At 71.2% G+C, this 14,383-nt stretch carries 14 protein-coding genes; 10 read left to right on the top strand and 4 right to left on the bottom strand.

Going from position 1 to position 14,383, the window contains the following annotated elements:
* The first annotated feature begins 3 nt into the window (after window positions 1-3).
* Window positions 4-405 (top strand): PaaI family thioesterase, encoded by a 402-nt coding sequence (locus ACLJQM_RS08565; RefSeq protein ID WP_360779814.1) that lies wholly within the window; start codon window positions 4-6, stop codon window positions 403-405.
* A 71-nt stretch (window positions 406-476) separates the two neighbouring features.
* Window positions 477-1,730 (top strand): peptidase C39 family protein, encoded by a 1,254-nt coding sequence (locus ACLJQM_RS08560; RefSeq protein WP_360779817.1) that lies wholly within the window; start codon window positions 477-479, stop codon window positions 1,728-1,730.
* A gap of 41 nt (window positions 1,731-1,771) precedes the next feature.
* Here the strand turns inward: ACLJQM_RS08560 and ACLJQM_RS08555 are convergent, their stop codons facing one another.
* Window positions 1,772-2,221, bottom strand: coding sequence for a carboxymuconolactone decarboxylase family protein (locus ACLJQM_RS08555; protein ID WP_410630667.1), 450 nt, complete (start codon window positions 2,219-2,221; stop codon window positions 1,772-1,774).
* A gap of 9 nt (window positions 2,222-2,230) precedes the next feature.
* On the opposite strand from ACLJQM_RS08555, the gene ACLJQM_RS08550 reads away from it, so the two are divergent.
* The 3 genes from ACLJQM_RS08550 (at window position 2,231) to ACLJQM_RS08540 (ending at window position 5,236) form a co-directional block, all read left to right on the top strand.
* The gene (locus ACLJQM_RS08550; protein ID WP_410630666.1) at window positions 2,231-3,070 is read left to right on the top strand and encodes a sigma-70 family RNA polymerase sigma factor; all 840 of its coding nucleotides are present in this window, start codon (window positions 2,231-2,233) and stop codon (window positions 3,068-3,070) included.
* Window positions 3,071-3,509: 439 nt separating this feature from the next.
* Window positions 3,510-4,607, top strand: a complete 1,098-nt coding sequence (locus ACLJQM_RS08545; protein ID WP_247018020.1) for an S-(hydroxymethyl)mycothiol dehydrogenase — start codon at window positions 3,510-3,512, stop codon at window positions 4,605-4,607.
* A 92-nt stretch (window positions 4,608-4,699) separates the two neighbouring features.
* Window positions 4,700-5,236: a gamma-glutamylcyclotransferase family protein gene (locus tag ACLJQM_RS08540; protein WP_247025497.1), complete on the top strand. Its 537-nt coding sequence runs from the start codon at window positions 4,700-4,702 to the stop codon at window positions 5,234-5,236.
* Here ACLJQM_RS08540 and ACLJQM_RS08535 read toward each other — a convergent pair.
* Window positions 5,233-6,852, bottom strand: coding sequence for an FAD-binding oxidoreductase (locus ACLJQM_RS08535; RefSeq protein WP_410630665.1), 1,620 nt, complete (start codon window positions 6,850-6,852; stop codon window positions 5,233-5,235). The two genes, ACLJQM_RS08540 and ACLJQM_RS08535, sit on opposite strands and share 4 nt — an antisense overlap.
* A 97-nt stretch (window positions 6,853-6,949) precedes the next feature.
* Here ACLJQM_RS08535 and ACLJQM_RS08530 point away from each other — a divergent pair, with 97 nt between their 5' ends.
* Genes ACLJQM_RS08530 through ACLJQM_RS08510 form a run of 5 tightly spaced genes read left to right on the top strand, consistent with a single transcriptional unit; the run spans window position 6,950 to window position 11,462 of the window.
* Window positions 6,950-7,513, top strand: a complete 564-nt coding sequence (locus tag ACLJQM_RS08530; protein WP_247025495.1) for a TetR/AcrR family transcriptional regulator — start codon at window positions 6,950-6,952, stop codon at window positions 7,511-7,513.
* Window positions 7,510-9,051 (top strand): glycerol-3-phosphate dehydrogenase/oxidase, encoded by a 1,542-nt coding sequence (locus ACLJQM_RS08525; protein ID WP_410630664.1) that lies wholly within the window; start codon window positions 7,510-7,512, stop codon window positions 9,049-9,051. Before ACLJQM_RS08530 ends, ACLJQM_RS08525 begins: the two co-directional genes overlap by 4 nt.
* Before the next feature lie 46 nt (window positions 9,052-9,097).
* The gene (locus tag ACLJQM_RS08520) at window positions 9,098-9,367 is read left to right on the top strand and encodes a helix-turn-helix transcriptional regulator (RefSeq protein WP_247018016.1); all 270 of its coding nucleotides are present in this window, start codon (window positions 9,098-9,100) and stop codon (window positions 9,365-9,367) included.
* A complete protein-coding gene (locus ACLJQM_RS08515; protein WP_360779836.1) occupies window positions 9,364-10,275 on the top strand; it encodes an ABC transporter ATP-binding protein in 912 nt (303 codons plus the stop codon). Before ACLJQM_RS08520 ends, ACLJQM_RS08515 begins: the two co-directional genes overlap by 4 nt.
* Window positions 10,272-11,462, top strand: a complete 1,191-nt coding sequence (locus tag ACLJQM_RS08510) for an ABC transporter permease (RefSeq protein ID WP_410630662.1) — start codon at window positions 10,272-10,274, stop codon at window positions 11,460-11,462. The genes ACLJQM_RS08515 and ACLJQM_RS08510 overlap by 4 nt, the downstream gene beginning before the upstream one ends.
* A gap of 3 nt (window positions 11,463-11,465) precedes the next feature.
* On the opposite strand, the gene ACLJQM_RS08505 is transcribed toward ACLJQM_RS08510, so the two are convergent.
* Window positions 11,466-12,812, bottom strand: coding sequence for a cryptochrome/photolyase family protein (locus ACLJQM_RS08505; RefSeq protein ID WP_410630661.1), 1,347 nt, complete (start codon window positions 12,810-12,812; stop codon window positions 11,466-11,468).
* 66 nt (window positions 12,813-12,878) lie between these two features.
* On the bottom strand, window positions 12,879-14,195 hold the full coding sequence (locus ACLJQM_RS08500; RefSeq protein WP_360779845.1) for a citrate synthase: 1,317 nt from the start codon (window positions 14,193-14,195) through the stop codon (window positions 12,879-12,881).
* Window positions 14,196-14,383: the final 188 nt, after the last annotated feature.

Here is a 14,383-nt window from a genome sequence, read left to right as displayed (position 1 = left end):
CGCATGACCGATCCCGAGGGCACGCAGCTCTTCCACCGCTCCATGCCGTTCTCCGAACGCCTCGGCGTCGAGGTGCTGGAGCACGGGCCCGCGCTCGTCCGCAGCCGGCTGAAGTGGGACGAGAGCCTCTGCACGCTCGGCGGTGCGCTGCACGGGGGCGCGCTCATGGCGCTGGCCGACTCGACCGGCGCCGTGTGCGCGTTCCTCAACCTGCCCGAGGGCGGACAGGGCACGACCACCGTCGAGTCGAAGACGAACTTCCTGCGCGCGGTGCGTTCGGGCTACGCCGTTGCGTCGTCCAGACCACTGCACGCCGGGCGCAAGTTCGTCGTGGTGGAGACGGAAATCCACGGTGACGACGGCAAGTTGGTCGCGAAAGTGACACAGACCCAGGCCGTCCTGTAGGTACCTGTTTACATACCTCGCCGGACCGGCGAAAATCCTCGCCTACTGGGTGGGTCGAGCGAGGAGCCGCGATGCGGGTACGCAGTCTGTTCACATTACTGTCGGTTGTCGTGCTGACAGCCGTAACCGTTCAGGTCGCCGAAGCGGGGCCGCGCGACGACGAAGCCGTCGACTACCACGAGTGGACCGGCGGCCGCTTCCACGAAGGCGACTTCGCCGGGCTCGCGCTGACCCGCGACGGCCTGCGCATCACGCGCCCGATCGGCTCGGTGCAGCACACCGAGCCGGAGCTCGGCACTACGCGGACGTACGAGTACAGCCAGTGGACGTCGCCCTCGTACCGGCAGGGCTTCGGCGCGACGCAGCTGGTCGCGTCCTGGAACGCGAAGACGCCGGCCAAGACGTGGCTGCAGGTCGAAGCGCAGGGCCGGACGTCGGCGGGCGCCCAGACCGGCTGGTATGTGATGGGCCGCTGGGCCGGCGGGGACGCCGACATCCTGCGCACCAGCGTCGACGGCCAGGACGACGCGAACGCGCTGGTCGACGTCGACACGCTGGTCACGAAGGCCGGGGTGACGCTGAAGTCGTACAAGCTGCGGATCAGCCTCTACCGCGAAGCCGGCTCGGGCGCGACGCCGTCGGTGTCGCTGCTGGGCGCGATGACGTCCGCCGTGCCGGACCGCTTCGAGGTGCAGCCGACCAAGCCGGGGCGCGCCACCGGCATCGAGCTGAAGGTGCCCGCGTACGCGCAGAACCTCCACAAGGGACAGTTCCCGCAGTACGGCGGGGGCGGCGAAGCCTGGTGCAGCCCGACGTCGACCGAGATGGTGGCCGAGTACTGGGGCAAGAAGCCGTCCGCCGAAGAGATGTCGTGGATCCCGGCCGACTACGTCGACCCGCAGGTGGCGTTCGCGGCGCGCTACACCTACGACCACGCCTACGACGGCACCGGGAACTGGCCGTTCAACACCGCCTACGCGGCGTCGCGCGGCCTCAAGGGGCACATCACGCGGCTGCACTCGCTGAACGAGCTGGAGAACTACATCGCCCGCGGCATCCCGGTGATCACGTCGCAGTCGTTCCTGGCTTCGGAGCTGGACGGCGCCGGCTACGGGACGGCGGGGCACATCATGGTCGTCGTCGGGTTCACGAAGGACGGCGACGTGATCGCCAACGACCCGGCGGCCAGCAGCAACGACCGCGTCCGGAACGTCTACAAGCGCGACCAGTTCGAGAAGATCTGGCAGCGGACGAAGCGCTACCGCGCGGACGGCACGGTGGCGGGCGGCCCCGGCGGCGTCGCGTACATCATCACCCCGGCGTAGTCCGTGAAGGCCACATCCCCGGGGATGTGGCCTTCACGGCTTTACCAGGCCTTGCCCGCCTGCTCGCGGATCGCGCGGTTGATCCGGTTGAAGAAGCCGGTGAGCGCGATGTTCAGGACGATCGCCGACAGCTGCGGCTCGTCGAAGTGCGCGGCGGCGGCCGCCCAGATGTCGTCGGTGACGCCGGGCCGGCCGTCCTGGATCCGGGTCGCGGCCTCGGTCAGGGCGAGCGCCGCCCGCTCCGGCTCGGTGAAGAACGGCGTCTCGCGCCAGGTGACGACGTTGTGCAGCCGGTCGTCGGTCTCCCCCTGCCGCTTCGCCGACGCGACGCCCGCGTGAACGCACGGGCTGCAGCCGTTGATCTGGCTGGCCCGCAGGTGGACCAGCTCGAGCAGCAGCGGATCGACGCCGGCGCCGTGCACCGCCTTGAACAGCTGCTGGATCGCCCCGACGACCTCGGGGCTGCTCTCGCTCTTCAGCCGTGCTTCCACGGTAACGACATGCCCGACACGCTGGCCGAAGCGTTCGAAGCCCGGCGCGAGCGCCTGCTCGCGGTGGCGCACCGCCTGCTCGGCTCGCACGCCGATGCCGAAGACGCGGTCCAGGAGGCGTGGCTGCGCCTGTCCCGCCAGGACGCGGCGGCCATCGGCAACCTCGACGGCTGGCTGACCACGGTGGTCGGCCGGATCAGCCTGGACGTCCTGCGCTCGCGCAAGTCACGCCCCGAGTCGCCGTACGACGAGATCGTGGTGGCGATCGACGACGGCACCGAGGACGTCGCCCGCGTGGACTCGGTGGGCCTGGCGCTGCTGGTGGTCCTCGAGTCACTGGGCCCGGCCGAGCGGCTGGCGTTCGTGCTGCACGACCTGTTCGCGGTCCCGTTCGAGGAGCTCGGCCGCATCCTGGGCAAGTCGTCGGGAGCGACGAAGATGCTGGCCAGCCGCGCCCGCCGCAAGGTCCGGGCCGCGGACCGGACTCCGGCGGCGGGAGGTTCCTCGCAGCGCGAAGTGGTCCAGGCGTTCTTGCGCGCGGCCCACGACGGCGACTTCGAGGGCTTGCTACGGGTCCTCGACCCGGACGTCCAGCTGACGGTGGACACCCCGGGCGGCGTGGTGGTGGTACTGGGAGCGACGAAGGTGGCGGCGGGAGCCCAGTTCGGCGCGGCTTCCGGCGGCCGCACGGTCTTGGTCGGCGGCTTGCCGGGCGTGGTGGCGTGGCGCGGCGACGGCTCACCGCTGTCGGTGGTGGCGTTCGTGGTGGCGGACGGCCGGGTCGCGCGCATCGCCGCGGTGGCCGACCCGGCACGGCTGGCGTCGATGGACCTGCCGAAGCCGGAGTGAACTGTCGGTCCCTCCCGGTAGCGTGGAAACCGGGGGCCGGAGGCACACCCCGGGCCACACTGCCGTCACGATGGCCCGGCCGCTGCTGCCGAGTCGGGTCGATCTGGCCCGCGGCTGCTCGCCCTCGGGTGCGACCTCGTCTGGGCCACCACCTGGTTCGAGGACGTCAACGAGTGCGTCGCCCCGCTGCTGGGCCTGCCGCCGCTCCCGGTGCTCGACTTCCCCGACGAGCCCGCGGCCGGCGGGCGGCACTGGAAAACCGAGCGGATCGTCGAGTGGGCGGCGGGGTCTCCGTTCGTCTGGATCGCCTGGTTGGTCAGTTGCGGATGACGCAACCCGTTGCGCTTTCGCCACCGAAGCTCACTCATGCGGATGTCGCCATCTCCGCGTGATCCGTGATTAGCTGCGGGCAGGACCAGAAGCCGGAAGGTGGATTGACATGCCGTACGAGGTGCAGGGGGTCGTTTCGCGGGCGAAGGGCGAGCCCGTGTCGCTCGAGACCGTGCTCGTGCCCGATCCCGGGCCCGGCGAGGCCGTCGTGAACGTGCAGGCCTGCGGGGTCTGCCACACCGATCTGCACTACCGCGAAGGCGGGATCAACGACGACTTCCCGTTCCTGCTCGGCCACGAAGCCGCCGGCGTCGTGGAGGCCGTCGGGGCCGGGGTCACCGACATCGCACCCGGTGACTACGTCATCCTCAACTGGCGCGCGGTCTGCGGCACCTGCCGGGCCTGCAAGCGCGGCAAGCCGTGGTACTGCTTCTCCACCTTCAACGCCACGCAGCCGATGACGCTCCAAGACGGCACCAAGCTCTCGCCCGCGCTCGGCGTCGGCGCCTTCCTCGAGAAGACGCTCGTCCACAGCGGACAGTGCACCAAGGTGAACCGCGAGGCCGAACCCGCCGTCGCCGGGCTGCTCGGGTGCGGGGTCATGGCCGGGCTCGGGGCCGCCATCAACACCGGGGCCGTCACCCGGGGCGACTCGGTCGCCGTCATCGGGTGCGGCGGGGTCGGGGACGCCGCCATCGCGGGTGCGAAGCTCGCCGGCGCCACCACGATCGTCGCGATCGACATGGACGACCGGAAACTGGCGTGGGCCAAGGACTTCGGCGCCACCCACACCGTCAACAGCCGGGGCCTCTCCGAGGAGCAGGTCGTCGAGGCCATGCAGGACGCGACGAACTCCTTCGGCCCGGACGTCGTCATCGACGCGGTCGGCCGCCCCGAGACCTGGCGGCAGGCGTTCTACGGGCGCGACCTCGCCGGCACCGTCGTGCTCGTCGGCGTGCCGACGCCGGAAATGCGGCTGAACGACCTGCCGCTGATCGACTTCTTCTCGCGCGGCGGCTCGCTCAAGTCGTCCTGGTACGGCGACTGCCTGCCCAGCCGGGACTTCCCGATGCTCGTCGACCTCTACCTGCAGGGCCGCCTGCCGCTGGACAAGTTCGTCACCGAGCGGATCGGCGTGGACGGCGTCGAGCAGGCCTTCGAGCGGATGCACCGCGGCGAGGTCCTGCGCAGCGTGGTGACGTTCTGACCCTCTTCGCCGACGAGGACTACCCGGCCGACCCCTACCCGGGGACCCGGCCGGGCTTCTCCTTCGTCCACACCGAGGGCGCCGGCCACCCGCTGGCCACGGCGCCGGCCGGCTGGCGGGACAGGCAGGCCGTGCTCGCGTACGGCTCCAACGCGAACCCGTCGAAGATCAGCTGGATGCGGGCCGAGCTCGGGCTGGCGGGCCCGGTCGTCGTGGCGCACGCGCGCTGCGACGGCCTCGCCGCGGTCTGGGCGGCCGGCCTGCGGTTCCGCGACGGCCAGCGCCCGGCCACGCTCACCGCGCTGCCGGGCGTCGAGGAGCACGCCGTCTGGTTCGTGACGCCGGACCAGCTCGCGGTGCTGGACGTCTGCGAGGGCCGCGGCAACCGCTACCACCTGGTGCGGCTGACGGACCCGGACATCACGCTCGAAGACGGCAGCCGGGTGACCGACGTGCTCGCCTACATCGGCGCGGTACCGATCCGGTACCCGCTGCTGGTCGACGGCAAGCCGGTGCGCGTGGCCGACGTCCCGCAGGCGCGGGCCGCCGAGCTCGAAGGCGAGCCGGCCGACGGTCCCGGCGTCGCCTGCGAGGTCGTCGAACCGCCGGACGGGCGCACCTTCCCCTAGATCAGCTTCCCGGGGTTGAGGATCCCGCTCGGGTCGACCGCGGACTTCGCCGCCCGCAGCACTTCCACGCCCAGCGAACCGATCTCGGCGCTCAGGTAGGGCGCGTGGTCGACGCCGACCGCGTGGTGGTGGGAGATCGTGCCGAGCCCGGTGATCGCCTCGCACGCCGCCGCTTTCGCGCGCTGCCACTGCCCGACCGGGTCGGCTTCGTCGCGGGCCGTCAGCACCGTGAAGTACAGCGACGCGCCGGTTTCGTACGCGTGGGAAATGTGGCACATCACGATCGCCCGGCCCAGCGACGCCGTCAGCGCCGCGCGGACGTCGTCCCGCAGTTCGTCCACATTGGACCAGTACGCCGCGGTCTCCAGCGTCTCGACGCAGATCCCCCGGTCCAGCAACGCGTCGCGCTGCCGGGGTCCGGTGAACCGGCCGTGCCGCCAGGATTCGCCGAGCGTCTTGCCGACGCGCACCGCGCCCAGCGCCTTCAGCCGGCGCGTGGTCTCGCGGCGGCGCACCGAGACTTCGTGCGCGGTGCCTTCCCAGCCGACGATGAGGAAGCACGGCCGCCGCGCCCCGCGTGCGGCGAGGTAGCGGCGCAGCGCCGCCGTCTTGAGGCCCGCGTTGAGCGCCAGTGAAACCTCGGTCTCGTCCACATCGGACAGCCGGGTGACGTCGGCGAGCGCGTGGTGCTGCGCCAGGTCGCGGACCGCCTCGCGGCCGGCTTCCCAGCCGGGCAGGGCGTACCCCTCGTAGCGGCGGACCGCCGGCGCCGGCCGCACCCGCAGCGCGACCTCGGTGATCACGCCGAGCGCACCCTCGCTGCCGATCGCGAGCTGGCGCAGGTCCGGCCCGGCGGCCGACGCCGGCGCCACGCCGAGCTTCCACTCGCCGCGCGGGGTCGCCAGCCGCACGCCGGTGACCATGTCCTCGAAGCGCCCGTAGCCGGACGACGCCTGCCCGGCCGAGCGCGTCGCCGCGAAGCCGCCGATCGTCGCGCGCTCCCACGACTGCGGGACGTGCCCGAGCGTCAGGCCGTGCTCGCCGAGGAGGCGCTCGGCCTCGGGCCCGCGGACACCGGCCTGCAGCACGGCGATGCGCGACTCGGCGTCGACCGACACCAGCGCGTCGAGCCGGACGAGGTCGAGCGCGATCACCGACGTCTTGTCGCCGCGCAGCGCCGCGACGCCGCCGACCACCGACGTGCCGCCGCCGAAGGGGACGACGCCGATGTCGTGCCGCACGCACGCGTCGAGCACCGCCTGGACCTCGTCGGCGTCGGCCGGGAGCACGACCGCGTCGGGCACCGGGAACTCCACCGACGGCGACCGGCGCCGCAGCAGGTCGAGGTAGGACAGCCCGGTCGCCCGCGCGAGCCGCGCCGCGTCGTCGACCAGCACGTTCTCCGCGCCGACCACTTCCGACAACGCGGCAGCATCAGACTCGTCCAGTTTCCGTGACGGTATTTCCACCGGCAATTCGCCCGCCGAGGCAGCACCGGGGGCCGTTCGGCCGATACGCTGTTCAAGCCACTTGGCCGCTCGCGCGGGCAGCTGGGCGGCGTCGGCGGCGTCCGCGGTCCAGGACCGGCGGAGGCGGTGGTCAATGAGCGCGTTCACGACTACAGTGTGACATATGGACGTGAAACGTCACACCACGCAGCCGGCCGGACCCTCCGCGCTCGCGGACACCCGCAGCCGTCAGACGGCGACCCGAGTGGCCGATGACGTGCTGCTCGACGCCGCGCGCTCGTGCGTGCTGGCCGTCGGTGTGCGCCGCACCACACTCGCCGAAATCGCCCGAACCGCCCGCGTCAGCCGGATGACGGTCTACCGCCGCTTCCCCGACGTGCGCAGCGTGCTCGCGGCGCTGATGACCCGCGAATTCAGCGGGCTGCTGCGCACGGCGAGCGAACGCGGTGCCGACGCCGCGGACAGCCGCGAGCGGCTCGTGCTCATCGCCTCGGCCGGCGTCCGCGCGCTGGCGGCCGACCCGCTGTTCCGCACGCTGCTCGACGTCGACCCCGAACTCGTGCTGCCCTACATCGTGGAGCGGCTCGGCGCGACGCAGAAGTTCGCCGAGCAGGCCATGCACCAGCTCCTGGCGGCCGGCCACCAGGACGGCTCGATCCGGCGCGCGCCGGTCGCGGCGCAGTCGCGGGCGGTGCTGCTGGTGGTTCAGTCGTTCGCGTTCTCGCTGCGCCCGGCCACCGCGGACGTCGACGAAGCGGCGCTGCTGGCGGAGTTCACGCACGTGCTCGACGCGGCGCTGAAACCGTGACGTCCGGCTCCCTCAACGCGCGGCGCCGCGAACGCGAACTCGCCGAGCTGGCCGCGGGCGAGCGCGTCGACGTCGTCGTGGTCGGTGGCGGCGTCACCGGCACGGGCATCGCGCTGGACGCCGCTTCACGCGGGCTTTCGGTGGCGCTGGTGGAGGCGCACGACCTCGCGTTCGGGACGTCACGCTGGTCTTCGAAGCTCGTCCACGGCGGACTCCGCTACCTGGCCCACGGGGAACTGGGCCTGGCCCATGAAAGCGCTGTCGAGCGCGGCATCATGATGACGCGGACCGCGCCGCACCTGACGCGCGCGATGCCGCAGCTGTTCCCGTTGTACCCCAGCACTTCCCGGGCCCAGCAGGCCCTCGTGGCGGCCGGTCTCCGGGCGGGCGACGCGCTTCGCCGGGCGGCGCGGACGCCGTCGTCGGTGCTGCCGCGGCCGCGGTCGATCCCCGCGGCGGAGGCGCTGGCACTGGCGCCCGGCCTTTCCCCGCACCGGTTGCGCGGCGCCCTGCTGGCCTACGACGGCGCCTTGGTCGACGACGCGAGGCTGGTCGTTTCCCTGGCCCGCACGGCGGCTTCGTTCGGCGCGCGGATCCTGACGCGGCTCTCGGCTTCGGCGGTTTCGGCGGACCGGGTCTCGGTCGTCGACGGCGTTTCGGGCGACTCGTTCGACATCCGCGCGCGCCAGGTGATCAACGCGACGGGCGTGTGGGCGGGCACGCTGACGGGCTCGGTCCGGCTGCGGCCGTCGCTCGGCTCGCACCTGGTGCTCGCGCCGGGAACGGTGCCGATGGGCACGACGTCGGTCAACATCGGGGTGCCCGGCGAGACCAACCGGTTCGTCTTCCTGCTCCCCCAGCCGGACGGCCGCGTCTACCTGGGACTCACGGACGAGCCGGTGCCGGGCTCGATCCCCGACGTGCCGGCGGTTCCCGAGTCCGATGTGGACTTCCTGCTGTCGCTGGCTTCTTCGGTCCTTTCGCGACCGCTGACCCGCGCGGACGTCGCCGGGTCGTACGCGGGCCTGCGCCCGCTCGTCGAAGGCAGCGGCGGCCGGTCGGCCGACCTGTCCCGGAAGCACGCGGTGCTGGCCGGTTCCGACGGGCTGCTGACCGTCGTCGGCGGGAAGCTCACGACGTACCGCCGGATGGCCGAGGACGCCGTCGACGCGGCGATCCGGCTGGCCGGCCTGCCCGTTTCCCCGTGCCGGACGGCACGGTTGCCGCTGCTGGGCGCGGCTCCGCGCGCGGAGCTGTCCCTTGTGGACGCTCCGGCCCGGCTGGTGGCGCGGTACGGGACCGAAGCCCCGCGCGTGGCGGCGCTGGGCGAGCTGGACACCGAGTTCGCCGCCCCGCTGACCCCGGACACCGGGATCACGGCGGCGGAAGTCGTGTGGGCGGTCCGGAACGAAGGCGCGCTGGACGTCGACGACGTGCTGGAGCGCCGCACGCGGCTGGCGTTGATCCCGGCGGACGCGGAAGCCGCGCGCGCCCGGGTCGCGGAGCTGGTCGGCAAGTCGCTGGCCGGGCTCGCGTGACGTTCGATTGACTTGACGGGTCATTGGGTTTTTGCAACAGTACGCCATGAGCCCGGTCAGACGCGGCAAAGAACTGCCGATCCACAACCGGCTTTCCGTGCTCCGGGCCGAGCGCGGGATGACCCGGGCCACGCTCGCGAGTGCCGTCGAAGTCAACCCGCAGACCATCGGTGCGCTCGAGCGCGGCGACCACTACCCGAGCCTGGACCTGGCGTTCCGGATCTGTGCGGTGTTCGACCTGCCCGTCGAGGCGGTCTTCAGCCGTGAGCCGTTCACGCCGCTGTCCACCCGGGTGTACCGCGAGGGGGGAGCATGACCGACGGGATGCTGGAGATCGACGGGATCTCCAAGCGCTACGGCGCGAAGACGGCGCTGGACGGCGTCACCTTCGACGTCCGCGCCGGGGAGCTGTTCGGCTTCGTGGGCAGCAACGGGGCCGGGAAGACCACGACGATGCGGATCGCGCTGGGGGTGCTCGCCGCCGACGGCGGTGAGGTGCGCTTCGACGGCAGGCCGGTCACGCACGAGACGCGCACGCACATCGGGTACATGCCGGAGGAACGCGGCCTGTACCCGAAGATGAAGGTGCTGGACCAGCTCGTCTACCTCGCCGAGCTGCACGGGCTCAGCACCAACGAAGCCCACCGCAACGCCGAAGCGTGGATCACCCGGCTCGGGCTGGCCGAGCGCCGCAAGGACGAGGTGCAGAAGCTGAGCCTCGGCAACCAGCAACGCGTCCAGCTGGCCGCCGCCCTGGTGCACGACCCGGCCGTGCTGGTGCTCGACGAGCCGTTCTCCGGCCTCGACCCGCTCGCCGTCGACGTGATGAGCGGGGTGCTGCGGGAAAAGGCCGCGGCCGGCGTGCCCGTGGTGTTCTCCAGCCACCAGCTCGACCTCGTCGAACGGCTCTGCGACCGGGTCGGGATCATCCGCGCGGGCCGGATGGTCGCCGTCGGCACGGTCGGCGAGCTGACCGCGGGCGCGAGCAGCAAGCTCGTGGTCACCGCGCCGGACGCACGGCCCGGCTGGGCCGCGGGCCTGCCCGGCGTGCGCGTGGTCGAGACCACCGGCACCACCACCGTGCTCGACCTCGACCCGGGCGCCGACGACCAGGCCGTGCTCGCCGCGGCACTGGGGACCGGGCCGGTCACCGAGTTCAGCCGCCGTCGCCGCTCGCTGACCGAGCTGTTCCGCGACGCGGTGGCCGAAGAGGGGGAACGATGAAGACGTTGAGCGGACGGCGGGCCGTCTGGCTGGTGCTGAAGCGCGAGCTGAACACGCGGCTGCGCACGCGCTCGTTCGTGATCGGCACCGCGGTGCTGCTGGTGCTGCTGCTCGGCTACGTCGGGTTCCAGACCGCGCTGGCCGGCTCGGCGGACAAGAGCGTGGTGGGGCTGACCGGGCAGGCGACCGGGATCGCCAAGCAGCTGCAGGTCGCCGCCGCGCAGGCCGGGCGCCAGGTCGAGACGGTCACCGTGACGGATCCGGCCGAGGGCCGGGAGAAGGTCGAGGACGGCGACCTCGACGCGCTCGTCTCCGGTAGCGCGGCGAAGCTGACCGCTACCTACAAGTCCGCTTTGGACAACCAGCTGCGCCGGGTGCTCGACCAAGTCGCCCAGCAGCAGGTGCTCGACGGCGTCCTGTCGTCCGCGCAGCTCGAACCGGCCGCCGTGATGGCGCAGGTGAGCAGCACCCACGTGCAGAACGACGCCCTCTCGCCCGAGCCCGCCGACCACACGCAGCGGCTGGTCCTCGGCCTGATCGTCGCGTTCCTGCTGTACATGAGCATCATCACCTACGGGATGATGGTCGCCCAGGGCGTGGTCGAGGAGAAGTCGAGCCGGGTCGTGGAGCTGCTGCTCGCCAGCGTCCGGCCGTGGCAGCTGTTGCTGGGCAAGGTGATCGGGATCGGCCTGGTCGGCCTGACCCAGCTGGTGATCCTCGGCGCGGTGGGCCTGCTGGCGGCTACGGTGACGGGCGTGTTCACCCTGTCCGGCTTCGCGACCGGCGCGGTGCTGTGGGGTCTGCTCTGGTACCTGCTCGGTTTCCTGTTGTACGCCACGATCTACGGCGCGCTCGGTTCGCTCGTGTCGCGGCAGGAGGACACGCAGTCGGTGGTCGGGCCGCTGAACATCATCCTGATCGTCGGCTTCGTCGCGGGCTTCAACCTGCTGCTGCAGGACCCTTCGGGCACGGCGGCGAAGGTCGTTTCGCTGATCCCGCTGCTGTCCCCGATCCTGATGCCGGCCCGCATTTCGACCGGCGCGGCATCGGCGTGGGAGATCGGGCTGTCGCTGGTGCTGACGCTCGGCACGGTCGCGCTGCTGACCTGGCTCGGCGGCAGGATCTACGGCAACAGCGTCCTGCGCATCGGCAGCCGCATCAAGCTGTCGGAGGCCTTGCGCGGCTGACACTCACGAGGTGATCTTGCCGTACCGCTCCAAGGAAACCTGGCGCTCCTGGGCGTGGTCGACCATGGGCTCCGGGTACTCCGCCGGCCGCTCCTTCAGCTTGTGCACCGCCTTGCCCGAAACCGAGCGCAGCTCCGGCACGTACTTCCGGACGTAGTCGCCGTTCGGGTCGAACTTCTCGCCCTGCGTCGTCGGGTTGAAGATCCGGAAGTACGGCGCCGCGTCCGTGCCGCAGCCCGCGACCCACTGCCAGTTCAGCTGGTTGGACGCCAGGTCGCCGTCCACGAGGTGCTTCATAAAGTGGCGGGCGCCCAGCCACCACGGCAGGTGCAGGTCCTTCACCAGGAAGCTCGCGACGACCATCCGGACCCGGTTGTGCATCCAGCCCTCGGCCAGCAGCTGCCGCATCCCCGCGTCGACGATCGGGTAGCCGGTCTTGCCCGCGCACCACCGTTCGAACGCTTCGGGATCGTCGTCGTGCTTCATCCCGTCGAACCGCTTGTCGTAGTTCTTCCGCGCGGTTTCCGGCCGGTTCCACAGGACGTCGGCGTGGAATTCGCGCCAGCAGATCTCGCTGCGCAACGACTTCGCGCCGACGCGGTCGTCGCCCGCCAGGTCCGCCAGCAGCGTCCGCGGGTGGACGCAGCCCCAGCGCAGGTACGGCGAAAGCCGGGTCGTGCCCTCGCGGTCCGGGCGGTCGCGATCGGAGTCGTAGGTCTCGATGCCGTCGTCGAGGAACTCGTGCCAGACGTCGAGCGCGGCCTGCTCGCCCGGTTCGGGCAGCGTCGCGGAAACCTTGGGTGGCTTGGGAATCTTCAGCGAGCGCGGCGGTTCCACCCAGTCCACAAGGGACGGTCCGGTGTCCGCGGGCGAGTGCCAGCCGTGCGCGGTCCACGCGCGGTAGAACGGCGTGAAGACGCGGTAGGGATCGCCGTCCGGCTTCGTGACGCGGCCGGGTGTCACCGCATACGGCGAACCGGTCTCGACCCACTCGATGTCGTTCTCCGCCAACGCTTTCGCGACCTCGGCGTCCCGGCGGCGGCCGTAGGGACCGGTGTCGGCGCTGACGTGCACCGCGGCCGCGCCGATCTTCTTCGCCGCCTTCACGACCTCGGTCGCCGGCTCGCCGCGCACGAGCATCAGCCGGCCGCCGAGCTGCTCGTCCAGCTTCTCCAGGCAGCCGTACATGAAGGCCTCGCGGGCGGCGCCGGACGGCTTGATGAGCGCCTCGTCGAGGACGTACAGCGCGAGCACGTGCTTGCTGTGCTTCGACGCTTCGAGCAGGGCGGCGTGGTCGCCCAGCCGCAGGTCGCGGCGGAACCACAGTACGACGGGTGCTTCTTTGGTCACGACGGGAAACGATAAGCGCCCCGCCGTGCCGGTGCACGACGGGGCGCTCGGTTCGAGCCGGTCGGGTCAGCGCTCCGACATCGGGGTGTAGTCCCGCGAAGCGTGGCCGGTGTAGATCTGCCGCGGGCGGCCGATCTTGGTGGCCGGGTCGTTGATCATCTCGCGCCAGTGCGCGATCCAGCCCGGCAGGCGGCCGAGCGCGAACAGCACCGTGAAGAACTTCGTCGGGAAGCCCAGCGCCCGGTAGATCAGGCCGGTGTAGAAGTCCACGTTCGGGTACAGCTTGCGCTCGATGAAGTAATCGTCGGAAAGCGCGGTTTCCTCGAGCTTCTTGGCGATGTCGAGCAGCTGGTCGCCGCCCTTCAGCTTGCCGAGGATCTCGTCGGCGGTGTTCTTGATGATCTTCGCGCGCGGGTCGTAGTTCTTGTAGACCCGGTGCCCGAAGCCCATCAGCTTCACGCCCTTTTCCTTGTTCTTCACCCGCTCGACGAACTTGGCGACGTCGCCGCCGTCGTTCTTGATGCCCTCGAGCATGTCGAGCACCGCGGCGTTCGCACCGCCGTGCAGCGGGCCGAACAGCGCGTTGATGCCGGCCGAAATCGAGGCGAACAGGTTCGCCTCGGACGAGCCGACCAGGCGCACGGTCGAGGTCGAGCAGTTCTGCTCGTGGTCGGCGTGCAGGATGAACAGCAGGTCGAGCGCCTTCGCGACGTCCGGGTCGACCTCGTACGGCTCGGCCGGGAAGCCGAACGTCATCCGCAGGAAGTTCTCGACCAGGCCGAGCGAGTTGTCCGGGTACAGCAGCGGCTGGCCGACGGACTTCTTGTACGCGTACGCGGCCAGGGTCGGGACCTTGGCCAGCAGCCGGATGGTCGACAGCTCCACGTTCGGCTCGTCGAACGGGTCGAGCGAGTCCTGGTAGAAGGTCGACAGCGCCGACACCGCGCTGGACAGGACCGGCATCGGGTGCGCGTCGCGCGGGAAGCCGCTGAAGAACGCCTTGAGGTCTTCGTGCAGCAGGGTGTGGCGCTGGATCTTCTCGGTGAAGTCGGCCAGCTGGGTCTGGGTCGGCAGCTCGCCGTAGATCAGCAGGTACGAGACCTCGACGAAGGTCGACTTCTCGGCCAGCTGCTCGATCGGGTAGCCGCGGTAGCGGAGGATCCCGGCGTCACCGTCGATGTAGGCGATGGCGGACGACGCGGCGCCGGTGTTGACGAAGCCGGGGTCGTAGGTGATGTACCCCGTCTGCGCCAGCAGCTTCCCCAGTTCGATCCCGGGCGCGCCCTCGACCGGGTGGACGATCTTGAACTCGTGCTCGCCACTCGGCAGGGTCAGCTTCGCGGTTTCGCCGCCGGACTGCCCCGCAGTCGTCGCGTCGGACATGCAAGTCCCTCTCACGTTCGGCACGGAGCGGCGGCGCCTGTACGTTTCACAGGTAGCCACGTGTTCACGCGAGGAAACACTGGCGCCTCGCTGCACACCGCCCCGCTGGGGTATGAAGAATGCCTCTCTACGCTAGTCGAGGAACTGGTGTTCGCGCAGCGGTGGCGTTGCTCCTGGGGGCCCCTTTG

Source organism: Amycolatopsis sp. cmx-4-83 (assembly GCF_046548815.1).
GTDB lineage: Bacteria > Actinomycetota > Actinomycetes > Mycobacteriales > Pseudonocardiaceae > Amycolatopsis > Amycolatopsis pretoriensis_A.
The sequence above is the reverse complement of the archived record's forward strand: the minus strand, read 5'-3'. Positions and strand labels throughout refer to the sequence as shown.